General features: G+C 53.0%; 13 protein-coding genes. 4 read left to right on the top strand and 9 right to left on the bottom strand.

Going from position 1 to position 16,466, the window contains the following annotated elements:
- From ribH to Pla22_RS24195, 5 genes are all read right to left on the bottom strand, one after another.
- Complete coding sequence (ribH, locus tag Pla22_RS24215; protein ID WP_146517482.1) at positions 1-483, bottom strand: 6,7-dimethyl-8-ribityllumazine synthase; 483 nt, start codon at positions 481-483, stop codon at positions 1-3.
- 6 nt (positions 484-489) lie between these two features.
- Entirely contained in the window at positions 490-2,043 is a 1,554-nt protein-coding gene (gene rho / locus Pla22_RS24210; RefSeq protein ID WP_146517481.1) for a transcription termination factor Rho, read from the bottom strand.
- A 93-nt stretch (positions 2,044-2,136) separates the two neighbouring features.
- Positions 2,137-2,814: a dephospho-CoA kinase gene (gene coaE / locus Pla22_RS24205; RefSeq protein WP_146517480.1), complete on the bottom strand. Its 678-nt coding sequence runs from the start codon at positions 2,812-2,814 to the stop codon at positions 2,137-2,139.
- Between the two features lie 125 nt (positions 2,815-2,939).
- A complete protein-coding gene (locus tag Pla22_RS24200; protein ID WP_146517479.1) occupies positions 2,940-3,674 on the bottom strand; it encodes a zinc ribbon domain-containing protein in 735 nt (244 codons plus the stop codon).
- A 184-nt stretch (positions 3,675-3,858) separates the two neighbouring features.
- Positions 3,859-4,482, bottom strand: a complete 624-nt coding sequence (locus Pla22_RS24195) for an HAD family hydrolase (protein ID WP_146517478.1) — start codon at positions 4,480-4,482, stop codon at positions 3,859-3,861.
- Between the two features lie 138 nt (positions 4,483-4,620).
- Here Pla22_RS24195 and thiD point away from each other — a divergent pair, with 138 nt between their 5' ends.
- From thiD to Pla22_RS24180, 3 genes are all read left to right on the top strand, one after another.
- A complete protein-coding gene (gene thiD, locus Pla22_RS24190; protein WP_242632309.1) occupies positions 4,621-5,472 on the top strand; it encodes a bifunctional hydroxymethylpyrimidine kinase/phosphomethylpyrimidine kinase in 852 nt (283 codons plus the stop codon).
- Between the two features lie 74 nt (positions 5,473-5,546).
- Positions 5,547-5,942, top strand: a complete 396-nt coding sequence (locus tag Pla22_RS24185; protein ID WP_146517476.1) for a hypothetical protein — start codon at positions 5,547-5,549, stop codon at positions 5,940-5,942.
- The gene (locus tag Pla22_RS24180; RefSeq protein WP_242632308.1) at positions 5,929-7,323 is read left to right on the top strand and encodes a sulfatase family protein; all 1,395 of its coding nucleotides are present in this window, start codon (positions 5,929-5,931) and stop codon (positions 7,321-7,323) included. The genes Pla22_RS24185 and Pla22_RS24180 overlap by 14 nt, the downstream gene beginning before the upstream one ends.
- A gap of 21 nt (positions 7,324-7,344) precedes the next feature.
- On the opposite strand, the gene Pla22_RS24175 is transcribed toward Pla22_RS24180, so the two are convergent.
- The 4 genes from Pla22_RS24175 to Pla22_RS24160 form a co-directional block, all read right to left on the bottom strand.
- Positions 7,345-8,859: a DUF7133 domain-containing protein gene (locus Pla22_RS24175; RefSeq protein WP_146517475.1), complete on the bottom strand. Its 1,515-nt coding sequence runs from the start codon at positions 8,857-8,859 to the stop codon at positions 7,345-7,347.
- A 55-nt stretch (positions 8,860-8,914) separates the two neighbouring features.
- Entirely contained in the window at positions 8,915-12,529 is a 3,615-nt protein-coding gene (locus Pla22_RS24170; RefSeq protein ID WP_146517474.1) for a family 16 glycoside hydrolase, read from the bottom strand.
- Positions 12,530-12,668: 139 nt separating this feature from the next.
- Positions 12,669-13,331: a carbonate dehydratase gene (gene can, locus Pla22_RS24165; protein WP_146517473.1), complete on the bottom strand. Its 663-nt coding sequence runs from the start codon at positions 13,329-13,331 to the stop codon at positions 12,669-12,671.
- Between the two features lie 167 nt (positions 13,332-13,498).
- The gene (locus Pla22_RS24160) at positions 13,499-14,881 is read right to left on the bottom strand and encodes a 2Fe-2S iron-sulfur cluster-binding protein (RefSeq protein WP_146517472.1); all 1,383 of its coding nucleotides are present in this window, start codon (positions 14,879-14,881) and stop codon (positions 13,499-13,501) included.
- Between the two features lie 504 nt (positions 14,882-15,385).
- Here Pla22_RS24160 and Pla22_RS24155 point away from each other — a divergent pair.
- The gene (locus Pla22_RS24155) at positions 15,386-16,438 is read left to right on the top strand and encodes a class I fructose-bisphosphate aldolase (protein WP_146517471.1); all 1,053 of its coding nucleotides are present in this window, start codon (positions 15,386-15,388) and stop codon (positions 16,436-16,438) included.
- The last annotated feature ends 28 nt before the right edge of the window (positions 16,439-16,466 follow it).

Genomic DNA, 16,466 nt, shown 5'->3' with positions numbered 1-16,466 from the left:
TTACTTCGACAGCTTTTCGTTTAGCCTCAGCAGTTCAAGGATGGCTTCTGCGGATTCGTTGCCTTTATTGCCAACGTTACCCCCGCTGCGCTGAATCGCCTGCTCGAGTGTGTTGCAGGTCAGCAGTCCAAAAGCGATCGGGATTCCCGTGTCGACTCCCATTTCCATCAACGACAAGCTCACAGCTCGATTGATGTGTTCGTCGTGAGTGGTCTCGCCCTTGATCACGCACCCCAACGCAATTGCCGCGATGACGTCTTGATGATCAAGCACGGTTTGCACAATCGTGGGAAGTTCCCAAGCACCCGGAACACGCACCACTAGGATTGAACTTTCGGGGTAGCCTGCTTCGGTTAGCGTTGCGACCGCGCCCGCGACTAGTTTGTCGCAGATGGCCGGGTTGTAACGACTGGCGATGATCGCAATTTTTCCCTCTGGCAAATCACCGTCCAATCCGGTGATCTCAGGTAACGATGAATTCATAGGTGCTTAGTCTTCGTCTTTCACGCTGAGCAGAAATTCTGCGTTGTTTTGAGTCTTCGCCAGTTGCTTCACCAAACTGTGCATCGCATCGGCGGGCGATTGGTCAGCGATCGATCGGCGAAGCGCTGATATGCGTTTGTACTCGTTCGGGTCCAGTAACATTTCTTCGCGACGGGTACCGCTTCGCGAAATATCAATCGCTGGCCATATCCGTCGATCCACTAAGTCTCGATCAAGTACGATTTCAAGGTTACCGGTACCCTTGAACTCTTCAAAGATTACATCGTCCATCCGGCTTCCCGTATCAACCAAGGCGGTCGCGAGAATGGTCAACGAACCGCCCTCTTCGACTTTTCTTGCTGACCCAAAAAAGGCTTTCGGTTTCTGCAGTGCTCCCGCGTCTAAACCACCGGTGAGTAGTTTGCCCGTGGATTCACCCTCGCTGTTGTGGGCTCGAGCGAACCGAGTGATGGAATCAAGAAAGATAACGACGTCCGTCCCCGATTCAACCATCCGCTTCGCTTTCTCGATCACCATCTGGGCGACCTGGATGTGTCGCTGGGCCGGTTCGTCAAATGTGCTGCTGATCACTTCACACTGAGGACCGCGGACCTCGCGTTCCATATCCGTGACCTCTTCGGGACGCTCATCGATCAACAAGATGAATACGTAGGCGTTAGGATAATTCGTCAATACCGATCGCGCCATCTGCTGCATCAGGATCGTTTTTCCTGCGCGAGGTGGGCTAACGATCAGCCCCCGTTGCCCAAAACCAATCGGTGTTAGCATGTCGACAATGCGAGTGGACATATCGCTTGAGGCATGCTCCATGATGATTCGCTTGTCAGGATGCAGCGGAGTCAAATCGTCAAACGGAACTGTCTTTCGGCGTGCCGATGGATCAAGTCGATTGATCGCTTCGATACGCAGCAAGGCAAAGTAACGCTCGTTCTCTTTCGGTGGGCGAATCTGACCGGCGACGTGACTTCCCGTTTGCAAACCGAATCGACGAATTTGACTTGGCGAAACGTAGATATCATCAGGGCACGATAAGTAGTGGTAGTTTGATGATCGCAGGAACCCGAACCCATCGGGAAGTATCTCTAGGGTTCCCTCGCCGAACATCAAGCCGTTAGCTTTCATCCGAGACTTTAGGATCTCGAAGATTAGCTCTTGCTTACTTGCGCCATCGCTAGGTGCGATCCCGAACGTACCCGCAATTGCTTTTAGGGTTTCAAGCGGCGATTGTTGCAGGTCAGAGATATTCCATTGGGCATCATCTTGCCGCGTAAGTGGAATCCCAACACGTTGGCCGGCCTTGGTCGCTTCGCTAACGATCTCCTCTGGCAACGAAAGTGGATCTCTTTCGGCGTCGAGTTCTCGGACGCGCTTGTCCACTTCCTTGTCAGGATGTCGTGGGCGTCCACGATTGTTTTTGTAGTCGCGATACTCTCGCTGGCCACTGCGGGGGCTGTCGTTTGATGACGACGACGTGTGTTCTGAATGTCCACGCTTTTCGGGGCCCCGGTCATCTCGGGGTGTATGGCGTTGGGAAGGCATGATGGAATGAAGAGAAAGGGAGAAGGGATTGGCGATGTCGCCAGGTGGGAAGAGAAGAGGTAAGAGCGGGAGGTTCCCGTTTCAAGCTATGAGTCAAAGACAATGGGAGTCATGGACTACTGAAGTGTTCACTTCACCGATCGGCGAAAGTGATTGCATGAGGGATTGCCAATGTTGGCGAATAATATTGGTGAAGTAGGTGATGGATGAGTTGTTATCGATTACCAAATCACTGAGTGCACGCTTTCGATCAATGCTCAGTTGGTTCGCTTCTCGGCGAATCAATTCATCGGCCGACCAGCCTCGCTGTTGAACTCGGGTGATTCTGGTTTGCAGTGGTGCGTCGATGCACCAAATAGAATCGCACGCGACGTCCCAGTGCGATTCGAAAAGTAACGGTACATCTAGCAATGCAACTTGAACTTGTTGCTGGCTGCACTGTTTTAGAATCGACATGATTTCGTGGCGAACGATCGGGTGAACGACACTTTCTAAGTATAGTAAGGCTAAACGCTTGGAATCGTCATCCCCGAAAACAAGCTTTCCAAGCGCGGCGCGGTCTATTTGGGGGTGTGTACCCTGTTTCGGGGGACTCTTTAGGACGATGGAATCACCGAAATAACCGATCAATTTCTCAACGACTTCGGGGCGATCGAGGACGGATCGGGCGATCGCATCAGCGTTGATCCAAGTGGCACCGAGTTCCTGTAATATCGCGCTAGCGGTGGATTTGCCGCCCGCGATGCTCCCAATGATGCCAAGAACAAACATGATCAGATTCCTCAGAGGGGCTTCATAATTGAGGGTCAAGATCGTAAGGTCGGGCCATCCGAATTGCAGATTCGTTCCCCCAAGGAGCAATTGAAAATTTGTTGAAAAAATTTTGGCTCAATGGACTATTTCACCCGGCGGTCTTCAGGCAGGTATAGGAATGCGTGGCAACTTGGACATCGGGTTAACTTTGACATCCGCAGTTGTTCTACGTACTGAGTGGTTAGGGTTTGGCAGCAGCATCCACAGGAGTCTTCGTCGACGGGAGCCAGCGCGTCTTCGCCCTTTGCCCCTACAACGCGATCGTAATCGCTTCGAACGACCGCAGGAATTTCTGTTTCGCTGCTCTCTAATTCTGCTTCGGCGCGTTTCAGGTCGCCTTCGGCAACTTCCTGACGTGCTTTGATTTCGCTGACGCGTTTTTCGTGATCGCTTTTCTCTGACTCAAGGTCTTTGGTAACACCTTCGAGTTGAGCGTTGATCTCGTCAATTTGTTCCAGCACCTCAAAGACCTCATCGCTGAGTACTTCGTTGGCCTTTCGATCGGCAGCGATTTGTTCTTGGAAGGTGGTGAATTCAACGTTGCTGGCTGCTTCGTTGAGCTTTCGCTCAAGCGTCACAATTCGGTCTTCTCGCTCTTTAAGTTGCAGTTGCTTTTGGTCCGCAGTCTTCTTCGCCTGCTTAAGTCTCTCTTTGGCATCCTCGACTTTTGCTTCCGCCTGATCGACGCGGGCTTGGCTGGCCTTGATCTGAATCGGTGCTCGTTTGACCTGAGACCTTAAATCCGCCAATTGGCGATGGATGCGGTGGAGTCTTCGGAGTAACTGCGGCGAAAGTTCAATCTTGGATTGGCTAGACATGGAGCATATTGGGAGCGTGAAACCGAAACAGAAAAGCGAAATGAGGCAGCAACGTCGTTTCAATCGTTGCTAGTCTCTAGCATATCCGCTCAAGCGATGTTCGACACGACGCCACAGCAGTCCAGCAGCAGGTTGTGGCAAAGAAATACACAATCGGCGGGCACGCATTTACATTTGCACGCGATTACTTTTGATGGAATGGGCGTACGTCGACGCAATCCATGCCCGCACGAAAGGCCGCGGTAAACCCCAGAGGTGAATCCTCAAACACGATGCATCTTTCTGGTGGAATGTTCAGGCGTCTGGCCGCTTCCAGGAATACATCCGGTTCAGGTTTGTGACGTTCCGTGTCCTCGGCGGTTACGATCGCGGCAAAAATCGAGTCCAACCCGATCTGCTGAAGCTGCTGATCGATGATTGGCCGAATGCCGCCGCTAGCTACCGACATGGGCAATCGACCCACGTGCTGGCGAACTACTTCAACGATCGCAGTCACCGGCATCAGGTCTAAAATCTGATCCGCAAAGGCTGCTTCTTTTTCTGCGGCAGCCTGATCCGTAGGAACGGAAACGTTTTGTTCTTGGGAAAGGATTGCGATAATCTGCTCACTGGGCATTCCACCCATGGAATAGAATCGGTCTTCCAAAAACTCAATCCCGTATCGAGCCATAGTGTCGCGCCACGCGATGTAATGAAGCGGCATCGAGTGCGATAGCGTGCCGTCGCAATCGAAGATAAGTCCGTCATAGCGTTCGGCGTAATTCGCTAACAGTTCAGTGGTCAGCGATGGTTCGGTGTTGGTGCTCATAGGAAAGAGTGTTGATGGGACAAAGGTTTCATGCAACCGGAAATTCGAAGCTCTCGCGTGGCAACGCCTTGAGAGGTTGCCAGTGGTGTTCTAAGTTGCCTAAGCATTGGTTTCCTTCTGACTCAGCGAATCGCGAACATGGCTACTCGAACAATCACACTCGCCCGCGATTCCATTGCACTCGCAATCGGGGGATCGGATCCCAGTGGCGGCGCAGGTATTCAGGCTGATCTGAAAGCGTTTCAGCAAAACGGCGTCTATGGAATGACCGTGTTGACGATGGTTACGGTGCAAAACACGGTTGGTGTGCATCGCATCGAACTTCTCGACGTCGGACTAATCGAACAGCAGTTGGATTGTGTGCTTAACGACATTCCTCCTTTGGCGATTAAGACCGGTGCGTTGGGCAACGCAGACGCGATTGCTGCGATTGCGGGAAAACTCGAGGGCTATGGCGGGGACCTGATCATCGATCCCGTGCTGGTGAGTAAGCACGGGGACTTGCTCGCTGATGATACCGCCGTCTCTGCGTACCGTGATTATTTGTTGCCACAAGCAACATTGGCAACTCCGAACGCTTTGGAATTACAGCGCCTGATAGGCCGTGATGTCGATGGACTCGACGAGATGGTGCAAGCCGCGGCGGAACTGCGAGAGCTAGGACCATCGGCCGTTTTAGTAAAGGCGGGAATCATTGACGGATCGCGAGTGCATGTGTTAGCCGACGAAGAGAAAGTCGCAACGATCGAAACGCAAAACCACCCGACCAACCAAACGCATGGAGCCGGTTGTTCGCTGGCAGCCACAATCACGGCCCGTATGACGCTCACGACCGATGGAAACGGCAAGGTGCCGCAAGTGGAGTCGGCAATCCAGTTTGCGATCATGGCCGTAAACCACGCAATCAGTATCGCACCGGGGTTTGGCAAAGGAGTCGGCCCCATTGAATCGAGAATCTTGCACGACGGTTTGCCAGACGATCCCGCCTGACCCGGGTGAACGAGTTACAATGAATCGCAATTGACATGCGATGCGAGGATTCTTTCGTTTCAAAAGGTGACGTGATGGAAATCAACGCGGAAGACATAGCGATTCGATTGTTCGTTCCGGATGACCAAAGTGAGTCTGCGGCGATCAAGCTGACGCATAAAAAGAATCGCGAAGAAGTGATTTATGACCAGACGATTTCCCAGCGAGAGAATCTGCGACGCGCTTTGAAGGCTCTTTGCGAGCGAATGAATCCGCACCCCGATCACATCGAGGCACCGGCGCTTTTTCTCTATGATGATGTTCGGATTCATCTACCTGAATCCGTTCACCAAGGTGTGATCACCAAGCAATCTTGGGATTACGTTGCGAAACGATGGAAGTATTTCGTCGACTGTCACAACCATACCATTTCGGCTTGGTACGATTTCGATGACTTGATCCTGGATGAACCCATTGATGACGACGAATAAGTTTGGACTGCCTTCACGCGTAGTCTGCATTGCCGTTTGGCTGCTAGTGACGGATCGATTGCTGACTGGTGCATTGATGGCTGATGATTCAGTTGCCAGGGACGATGCCCGTCAAGATTCCTCGCCGCCCAATGTTGTCCTGATCATTTCGGACGATCAAGCCTGGAATGATTACGGCTTCATGGGGCATTCTGAAATTGAAACGCCGAATCTAGATCGCTTGGCTCGTGAGGGGGCGAGATTTGATCGTGGCTATGTTCCCACCGCCTTGTGCCGGCCATCCCTGGCGACCTTGTTGACGGGACATTACGCATCGTCACACGGCATTACCGGGAATGACCCTTCACCGAAGTACGCAGCGGTCGGTAGCGACTTGTATAAGGTTAGGTGCGAAGAACTGATTTCAAACATTGATCGGTTTAAGACCCTTCCCGCTCGCTTGAAGGAAGTGGGATACCTTTCGCACCAAAGCGGCAAGCTATGGGAAGGCAGCTTCCAACGTAGTGGATTCACGCATGGAATGACGCGAGGGTTTCCGCAACAGGGCGGTCGACACGGTGACGATGGATTAACGATTGGGCGAAAAGGAATCGAGCCAATCAGGGATTTTCTGGACGAAGCTCAGGAACAATCGAAGCCGTTTTTTCTTTGGTACGCTCCGTTCCTACCCCACGAGCCTCACAATCCTCCGCCGCGATTACTCAAGAAGTACACCGCTAAGACTGACTCATTGCCGCTTGCGAAGTACCACGCGATGTGTGAATGGTTTGACGAAACTTGCGGAGAGTTGATTGGCGAGATCGAGCAACGCAAGCTCAGTGAGAATACTTTGATCGTCTACGTTACCGACAACGGCTGGATTCAAAACGTCGACCGACGCGGGTTTGCACCTCGATCCAAACAGTCTCCCAATGAAGGAGGAATTCGCACACCGATTCTCTATCATTGGCCTAATAAGATTGCACCACAGCAGCGCCAAGAACTTGCGACAAGCTTGGACATCCCCGCCACCATTTTGGCTGTGGCTGGGGCAGAGGTTCCTGCAGAATTCCCAGGGCTCAACCTCTTGCCTCATTTGCTAGATCAATCTGAAATTCAACGTGATCAAATTTACGGAGAGGGCTTCGCGCATGATATCGCCGACCTAAACGATCCATCGGCTTCGCTGTTGTACCTTTGGACGATCAAAGGACGGTGGAAGCTATTGATGGGCCAGGATGGCGAAGTGAATCGGTATGCGTCCGCTCACGCAGATCGTTCGTCTTCCCCCCAACTATTCGATTTGCAAAGTGATCCAAGCGAAATGGAAAATGTCGCTGAAGATCATCCAAAGTTGGTTGCTGAGATGACGAAAGATATTGCGGACTATTGGAAACCGTAATCGCACGGTCGGCCCAGCTCTTTAAGGCTGGGACGAAGTGTTTTTTGCTGCGGGACGAAATCGGTTGACGGTGTAATACGCGGCATCATGCAACAGGGGCAGCCCTTCGCGACTTCGCAGGCCTTGGCAATGCAGTTCGTGGACGTGGTCAATCTGCAGTCCGTCGATGAGTAGTCGAAGCGTTAAGCCGTCTTCGGAAAGCGTTGCCGAAGTAATCGTCGGGGTGGTCGCGTCGACCTCGGGGCTTCCGTATTCCGAGCGGTATTCGTATGTGTAAGTCGATATTTGGTAGCTCGCCAAATCTGTTGCAGACTCTTGCGTCATCGGTTGGGTGAACGTCAGATCAAATCCTTCGGACCCATCGGCCGCCAATCTCATCGAATGAATTTCGGTGGGAAGCTCGCCAGTCCAATTCAATCGTTCAACGGCAAAGGGACGATTCCCAACACTGCCCCAGCCGCGACTCGTTCCACCGACAAAAAGCGATCCGCTGGGGCCCATTTCCACTCCTACGTTCCCGGACGCGAAACCTTTTCGGAAAGGAAAGCAGGCTCCTTGATAGAGCCCGTCGACCACTTCTAAGTCCACCCGCATGATCATGCTTTGCGTTTGGTCACCGACGAACAGTTGGCCAGCAAATGGCCCAAACTTTCCTTCGCTCGTATCGCAGGCAATTCCCGATGCGCTCTTTCCCATCTTGTCATAGGGAAACTTGATCGCCGGTGGAATCAACTCGGGGATTCGTTTCATTTCAACATTCAACCGACTGCCGCTGACGGGTTCAGTTGGCGTTGCACCCATGACGTCTCGGCAATCGTCGTACCACTTCCATCCACCGGGATGTCCAACAAACATACCTTGCTTGAGCAGTTTCAGCCCACAGGTTCCGTTCCAAGGGCCTTGGTTGTCCGTGTAGAAGATGTCGCCGTTTGCGTTTTTGCCGACACCACCGGGCGAACGAACGCCGCTTGTCATCGGTATCGTTTTCCCATCGGGAGTGATACGCATCGCCCATCCGCGAAAGGGAACGTCACTGTTAAACGAACCGGTCAGGCAGAGCGTCACCACCATTGAACCATCCGCTTCAGGTTTGCTGCCGAACGCGTACTCGTGGTAGTCGCCGGACACGCCCCATCCGTCGGCAACGGTTTCAAATTCGTCTGCTCTACCATCACCATCCGAATCTCTCATGCGAGTAACCTCGGGACGTTGAGTGGCGTACAACCACCCGTCATGCCAACCGAGACTCAGTGGTTCGTGCAGACCGCGAGCGTACAAGCTGAATTGGCTCGCTGAAACAGTATCCGACAATGGATCGGTAACCATGAAAACGTCACCTCGACGAGTGCAGATGGCAAGGTTTCCGTTGGGGATCACTTGCAATCCACATGCTTCAATCGTTTCACCCTCGGGTAGCTCGAACGTCGTCAAACGATAGTAGTCGGACTCGTTAGGTTGTTCTTGGCCAACGGCAAGTGTGGGAACGCTTAGCAAGGGCAAGATACTGACGGCAATGATTGCGGCTTTAAAACGCATGGAGATCACAGAATCAAGAGTGTTGGAATGGGGAAGGCAGCAGAACGGGAAATGGTCACCAGGCAATCATCTGCGATAAAATGATTTTGGCGTCGCCCGGAACGCTTGCGCGAATCTCATCGTGATCGCCGATCTTCATAACGGATGCATCAACCCCGTCGATCAGCACTTCGGCGCCGGCGACCGTAAAGTGATTCTTCGCGATCACTTCAACATTGTTCGAACCGATTCGCCAAACTAGCTTGTCTGCGGTTTCGCCTACCGGTGAGACTTCGAGAGTGCGGGCCAATTGAACAGGCCGGCGAAGTTGGTCCGCTTTGGGATCTTGTGGTTGTAGTGTCGCGGCGGGAACAATGCGATCAACGATCTCGAAATCACCCATTCGGTAACGAAACTGAGGATTTCCATCGCTGTCCAACCGGTAGCCGATGAACTTGACGCCACGATCGCGCGCCGATTCCGTTGGCCACTCGGCATCGACGCGACTGAGCAATGCCAACGGCGATGATGACTCGAACGAGACGACGGCGTCGCCAAGCGGTCTGTTACGTCCTTGCCCGCGCCCAACCCAGTGAATTGAAGCGTCGACGAAGCTGTTCTTCCACACTTTTGCCAACGCCATTTGCTCGGTGTCCCAGATCAAATTGACCATTGCGGGGTAGCCGACCGCGACGGATCGGTTGCTGACGTCACTAAAGAAGTTGCGATGAATGCGAGGTCGCTCACTGGCGGTTAGCAAGATGGCTTCTGCTTTGAGTCCGATCGGTTCGCGCGCTGATTCGCCTTGCGAAAGGTAGGTCCACATCGCCTCAATTTGCTTGGCGGGGTCACCGTCAAAAGCAGACTCAAAGGCCGAGATTCCTTCGGGGAAACTATTGGGCATGCGTGTTCCAGGTCGGTACTTTGTCGGGTCCATCAGATATCGGTGGAACCAATCGCGTCGCAGGCGTACCGGCATCTTCAACATGTCGATCGCGCCAATGCCTGTTCCGACTTCGTCGCCGAAACGATGGCACTTCACGCAAGACAACCCACCACTGCCCACACATTCGCGGCCCGTGATGACGATTTCATCGGGTGATACATTCCATTCGATATTGTCGACTTCATTTCGTCGATCGGTGCGAACTAGCGATTGCTGGAAGCCTTTCAACGACTCGTCTGAATACCTAGGCATCCGGGTTTTCATGTAGGGTCGATCATTGGCACCATTGGCAAACACTTTCGCCAGGTATTGGTCGTTCAGCTTGTCGCCGACACCGTCGAGGGTCGGTGGAAGGCGACCTTCTTCACCCATTTCAGGAACGGTCGAATGAAATAGACCGTTGCGTGTTGATTCGGGCCCGCCCCATTCGCCCCGCCGATGACACGCGTAGCAATTCAAAGCGGCCATCGTTAAGTGTTGCAATCGTTGGTCGTCTGTTTCGCGAATCGGGTCGCGATAGGAGCGAAGAGCCTGGGCAATTGCCATGCGTTGATTGCCGGTGAGTTCATAATTGGGAAGTGTGTCAGCAACGTCGGTTGCGAGACAACCGCGTTCTATATTGGCATCAGCAAGGGCAGGCCCCTTCTTCGTTGAGGCAAACGCTTCCTTGGACATCGCATGGCAGTTCACGCAGCCGCTCTCGGCGAACCAGATTCGACCTTGCTGGACTAGTTCGGGGGCAGGCTGTTGATGGTTAGTGGTCCAATCATGTGCATCCGTGGCTATGCTCGTCGTCAGTACGTTTGCTAAGTCGGTCCAGCCATAGTCGGGATGGTTGATTTCCACGGCCAAACCGATTCCCCCACCTCGTTGCCAATACTGAAGCTCAAAGTTCTGACGACCAGCTTCAAGATTGAACGTGCCGATCATCGGCGACATTCTGCTATTCCAATTTTGCATCTCGTTGTCACCAATGATTAGCTTTGCTTGATCATCGTTGGACAATCGAAATTGGATTTTGCCTGATTTCTTTAAATCGAAACTGCCGCGGAAACGCAGCACAAATTCAACCTTGGGCTCAATGTCGTCGATCTTAAATCCAGTGACCTGGGAAGTTGCTTCGGCGGTCAAGCGATGGAACTCGGGCAGCGAGTCATACACGCCATGAAAAACTTCACGTTGCATTTGACCCGGCTGCAGAATCGATGTCACATCCCGCAGCAAATACGCGGCGATCTTCTTAGCGTCCAAGGGTGGACCCGCAACTCCGGGCATCCGAAGTCCTTTCCGAACGTGATCAGGGTTCTGAAGAAACGCCGCCAGCGAAGCTAACGAATACTTGTTGGCGGGATCACCCAGTCCCACCGTCGTCGACGCGTTCACCTGCGATCCATCAAATGATTGATGACAAGCCACACAGCCGACTGAGTGATACAAGGCTTCACCGTCCGCTATCCACTCGGGAGCCGCCTTTTGTTCTTCCGGGCGGCGCGGTTGGCCAGCAGCTTTGGTGTCGGCAAAGCTGAGGTAACTCGCGATTGCACGACCTCGCAGATTTCGCTCGTCTGTCGAAAGCGTGCCCCAGGGATCGGGCATGGTAGTGTGTGGCTTAGCAGTGTGGGGATCAGCGATCATCGCAACCAACGCATCCGTTCGGACACGCGTCGCGACATCGCTCAAATCAGGTCCACGCTGCGTCGGTAAATCGACACTCGTTGCATGTTCATGGCACGCCGAACATGCCAATCCACTGATCAATAACTCACCCGCATCCGCGGATGGTTCACTTCGCGAAGCATAAAAACGCTCGTAGCCTATCACGATCGGACGGCGAGCTTCGGCTTGCAAATCGCGGGGAACCAACCAAATGTTTCGGAATCGAACCGGATTGCCGTGATCTTGAAGGTAGATCGGACCGGGTTCAGGCCCTTCGTTCATTATCGAAGCGCGAGTGGCATAAGACGCGGCGACATCCGATTGGACCAAGATTCCATTGAGTCGAACTGTGAGTCGTGCGTCCGATGTTTTCTGCCCCGTCTCGTCAAACCGTGCTGCGGTAAAATCAACATCGTAAGTTTGCCAACGCATCGGAGGAAAGCAAACGTTGGTCGATGGAGCGCTAATCGTATAGATCGACCCTGTTTCGTTGTCCAACCCTTCAAGACCGAAAGAATCCAAGACTTGTGTTTCGTAACGACCTTGGTGATAGACACCACTGTTACCACGCTTTTGGCCTTCATCCTTTGGCATCCAAGGTGTGCGGAATTCAAGGTGCAGTCGATAGTCTTGGAAGTTCTCTCGTGTGGTGGTGCCTTCACACAGCAATCCGTCCTCGACCCGTCCACCCTTCCAGTTCTTTTCAACGGACTCTTTTGTTCCATCGAACAACACAATGGCGTTGGGTGGGGGCTTGGCACCTTCGGTTGAACTTACTCGCTCAACACGCGTCATTTCCATTGACTCGATTAACTGCTCGACAACGTCAATGTCACCGTCGATTCGTCGCGGTGGTTCGCTGGACATGCCAGCACCCGGAAGGCCGCCTTCATAGATCACGATTTCAAAATCGCCGTCACCGCGCGCGATCACATGCATGCCACGATTATCGGTGACGTATTCGCCTTGGACTGCGAAGTCGGGGTCACTAACAGAGTCGGTGTTTTCGCCTGCTATGGCTGGGCAGGTCATAGCAAGGAACAAAAACGCTATGATGAAACTTGGGCTGCGACCTAACGCGGATGGCATAGTTGCACTCGGTGGGACGATGAGCGGGACAAACTGGTGGCCCCTATCTTACTTCCCACGCAATAAAAAACATGCCCCCACATCACGTGCGATCTCATGGATGAAGGACGGTGCTATTGCTCGTAGAAAACCGACGGTTTCATGATTGTGGAAGCGGGCGCGATCCCAAGCTACTGATCGCCGTTTCGTACGCCTTTTGCATTTGATCAGGGCTTTCAACACTGATCTGCAAGTCCTGTAAACGTCCGTCGGTGAGTGCATAGATCCAACCGTGTACGGCTAACGATTGGCCTTGTCGCCACGCGTCCCGGGTGATGGTGGTTCTGCATACATTCATCACCTGTTCGATAACGTTGATCTCACATAGTCGATTTGTTCGATCGCGCGGGCATTCAAGGGAGTCAAGCAATTGCTCATGAACGCCAATGGTGTCTTGGATATGCCGAAGCCAGTTTTCGATCAACCCAAGTTCTTTGTGGAACAATGCCGCCGTCACGCCGCCGCAACCGTAGTGTCCACAGACGATGATATGCTTGACCTTCAGCACTTGGACCGCGAACTGAATCACGGACAGGCAATTTAGGTCTGTGTGCACAACCAAGTTGGCCACATTGCGGTGAACAAACAATTCGCCCGGTGCCATGCCAACAATCTGGTTTGCGGGGACGCGACTGTCGGCGCATCCAATCCAAAGATACTCGGGCGCCTGAATTTGAGATAAGCGTTGAAAGAACTCTGGGTCATCAGCGATCTGCTGGTCAGCCCATGATTGATTGTTGTGAAGCAATTGCGAGATGTTCATGGTGAGTTCTTCCGGTCGATGAGCTGGATTGCGATTTTACAATCGGTATCCTGACAAGGTTGTGTGGTCCGGCCAGTCTAACGCATCGACGCGGCAAGATCGACACTTCCCAACACATGCCGTGTGGTGGGCAACCAAAACTTGAACAAATGAATTGTTGCTTTGGTTCAAGCTTCAATTTCGATGTCGCTGACGGGGCGGGCCGCACAAAGAACGACTTCATCCTCACCAAATTCACACTCTGGAAGTTCAGGATATTCAACGCTTCCTCGGATCAATCGATGAACGCATGATCCGCATTGACCCGAACGGCACGAAGAGTCGACCGAGACGCCCGCGGACTCTGCAACCTCAAGCAGCGTGTCGTCGCTAGAATTGAATTCGCTAGAGATTTGGCTCTTCGTAAACTGCACCTTGAATTTCGCATCGGAACTGTTTGACGATGTTGAATCTTCAGTTTTCGCACCATTCCGTACAGCGATAGCCCCTCGTCCTGCCGGTTGTCCGCCAAAGGACTCATATTGCACTGACGACTCGATGACTCCTGAATCTATTAAGCCTTCGGCAATGGTGGACATGAACTCGGCAGGTCCGCAAATGCGATAGTCGCCATCGGTGCTATTGAGTCGTGAAACAATTTGATCGGCGGTGATTCGTCCGACTGCGTCTGAGTGATTTGCTTTATTGTCCGCAGTGGGGCGACTAAACCAGACGTGCAGTTTGAATCGCTCTTTCCCATCGGCTGTGCGTGCCAATTGGCGAAGAAACGAAAGGAACGGCGTGTTGTCGTGATCGCGAAGCTGATAGTAAAGGTGCACTTGCCGTTGCGGAGTTTCCGACAGACTCTGAAGCAGCATCGATAGCATCGGGGTGATCCCTATTCCCGCAGCGATCAGGAGCAAAGGACGGTCGGTGCGATGAGTGTCGATGACGAATCGTCCACGTGGCGACTGGACTTCGATCAAATCACCCAGCTTGATTGTGTCGTGCAGTTGGCGACTCATCCGTCCGTCGGGTACCCGTTTGACGGTAATGCGATACATGGGGTCCGCCGGGGCACTCGACAAGCTGTAGCATCGAGACACTGAACGCGGAGTGCTTGGTTCAGTCGCGTTCGCAGTGTCACGGTTGGCGACAGGGTTGGCGACAGGGTTGGCGACAGGGTTGGCGACAGGGTTGGCGACAGGGTTGGCGACAGGGCATCGAACCAAGATGGATTGTCCGCCCATGAACCTCGGTAGCGATTGCATGTCCCTTGGCGTTAAGTAGAACGAGCGACAATCGGGCGATTCATCCTTGATCGCTGCGACCACCATTTCACGCCAACCCTTCCATCCCTCGGTGGCGACCTGCGTGGAATCGTCGACCGGTTTGGACTCGTCGTTCCGTTTAGACTCGTCGTTCAGTGCGGAGGTCGGTTTCGCGATCGTAAGAATATTTTTACCGTCCTCGCCCAAGTCGGTCCGGTATCGACGCTCGGTATCTCGATAGACGAACTCGGCGACCAAAAGGTAGGCAACGACCGATCCAATTAGAATTATCCCTACCATCGCTGCGACTAAATCCCAGAAGCGTGCGTCTATGAAACAAGTTGTAAAAACTTAGCTCGCCCTTCTTTCAAAACGCTTCTCTGCTCTTCGATTGAACCAATTTTGGCAGATCTTTTGGAGTCTCGTTGACGCTTCATAAAGATTGAAAGCCGAAAGCCTTCCGATCCAGCACGCCGGCCCTTCTCATCCAGCACACTGGGCCTTCCGATCCAGCTTACTGGGCCCTTAATCCACCACGCCGGGCACCAGTTTGGGGACAACCAGCGACGAGCGAACTGGATGTGTTGTTGCGACCGAGTCGACTCAGTTCCAGCAACGACGGCTTGAAGTGGCAGCGATATTTCATGGCTAAAAGTTCGCTCTGCGCAGCCTGCACTGATCTTGGTATCCGCTTTGCACATCAGCCATCGCAACACACCTTGCCCAAGTTTCTTGTTCGTATGAGACAGTTCGCGCATGTTGTGTGAGGTTTCAGCACTACCAAATTCAACGCAAGGCAATTCTATGTCCGCTACGATCGCTGAACTGCTGGGTGAGGACGCGGCGTCTCTCCTGGAACATCAGTGCCAAACCATTCCGCGAAGTCGTATGCACGTGCCAGGGCCTGATTTCCTCGATCGTGTCGTGTGTCATTCCGATCGAAGCCAACGTGTGATCAACAACTTGGCACGTCTGTTTACCCACGGACGACTGGCGCAAACCGGCTACGTGTCGATCTTGCCAGTCGACCAGGGGATTGAGCACTCAGGCGGAGCGTCGTTCGCACCCAACCCCGACTACTTTGATCCAGAGAACATTGTGCGGTTGGCTATGGAAGGTGGGTGCAACGCGGTCGCATCGACACTGGGCGTATTAGGCGCAGTGTCGCGCAAGTTCGCACACCGAATCCCTTTCATCGTGAAGATTAACCACAACGAATTGCTCACTTATCCAAACTCGTACGATCAAGTTCTATTCGGTAGCGTCGATCGAGCGTTTGACATGGGAGCGGTGGCGGTTGGAGCAACAATTTACTTCGGTTCGTCAGAATCGCGACGACAGATTGTAGAAGTTTCCGCCGCGTTTGAACGCGCTCACGATTTGGGCATGGCGACGGTGCTTTGGTGCTACCTTCGGAATTCAGCCTTCAAGACTGACAAGGACTATCACACGTCCGCCGACCTGACAGGCCAAGCGAATCATCTGGGCGTAACATTGCAAGCCGACATTATCAAGCAGAAGCTCGCAACGAATAATGGAGGATTCACAGCGATCAAGTTTGGTAAGACGTCGCCCCTCGTATACGAAAAGCTGACTTCCGATCATCCGATTGATCTGTGTCGCTATCAAGTTGCAAATTGCTACATGGGACGAGCGGGGTTAATCAATTCAGGTGGAGCCTCATCGGGAGCATCGGACCTAGCCGACGCGGTGAAGACGGCAGTCGTCAATAAACGCGCCGGTGGAACGGGGCTCATTTCAGGACGCAAAGCTTTTCAACGGCCAATGGCTGACGGCATTGAACTGCTCAATCGAATTCAGGACGTGTACTTGGACTCCAACATAACGGTTGCATGATGAACGATAGTTTTATGAACTCAGAATG

Source organism: Rubripirellula amarantea, assembly GCF_007859865.1.
In the GTDB taxonomy this organism is placed as follows: Bacteria; Planctomycetota; Planctomycetia; order Pirellulales; family Pirellulaceae; genus Rubripirellula; species Rubripirellula amarantea.
The sequence above is the reverse complement of the archived record's forward strand: the minus strand, read 5'-3'. Positions and strand labels throughout refer to the sequence as shown.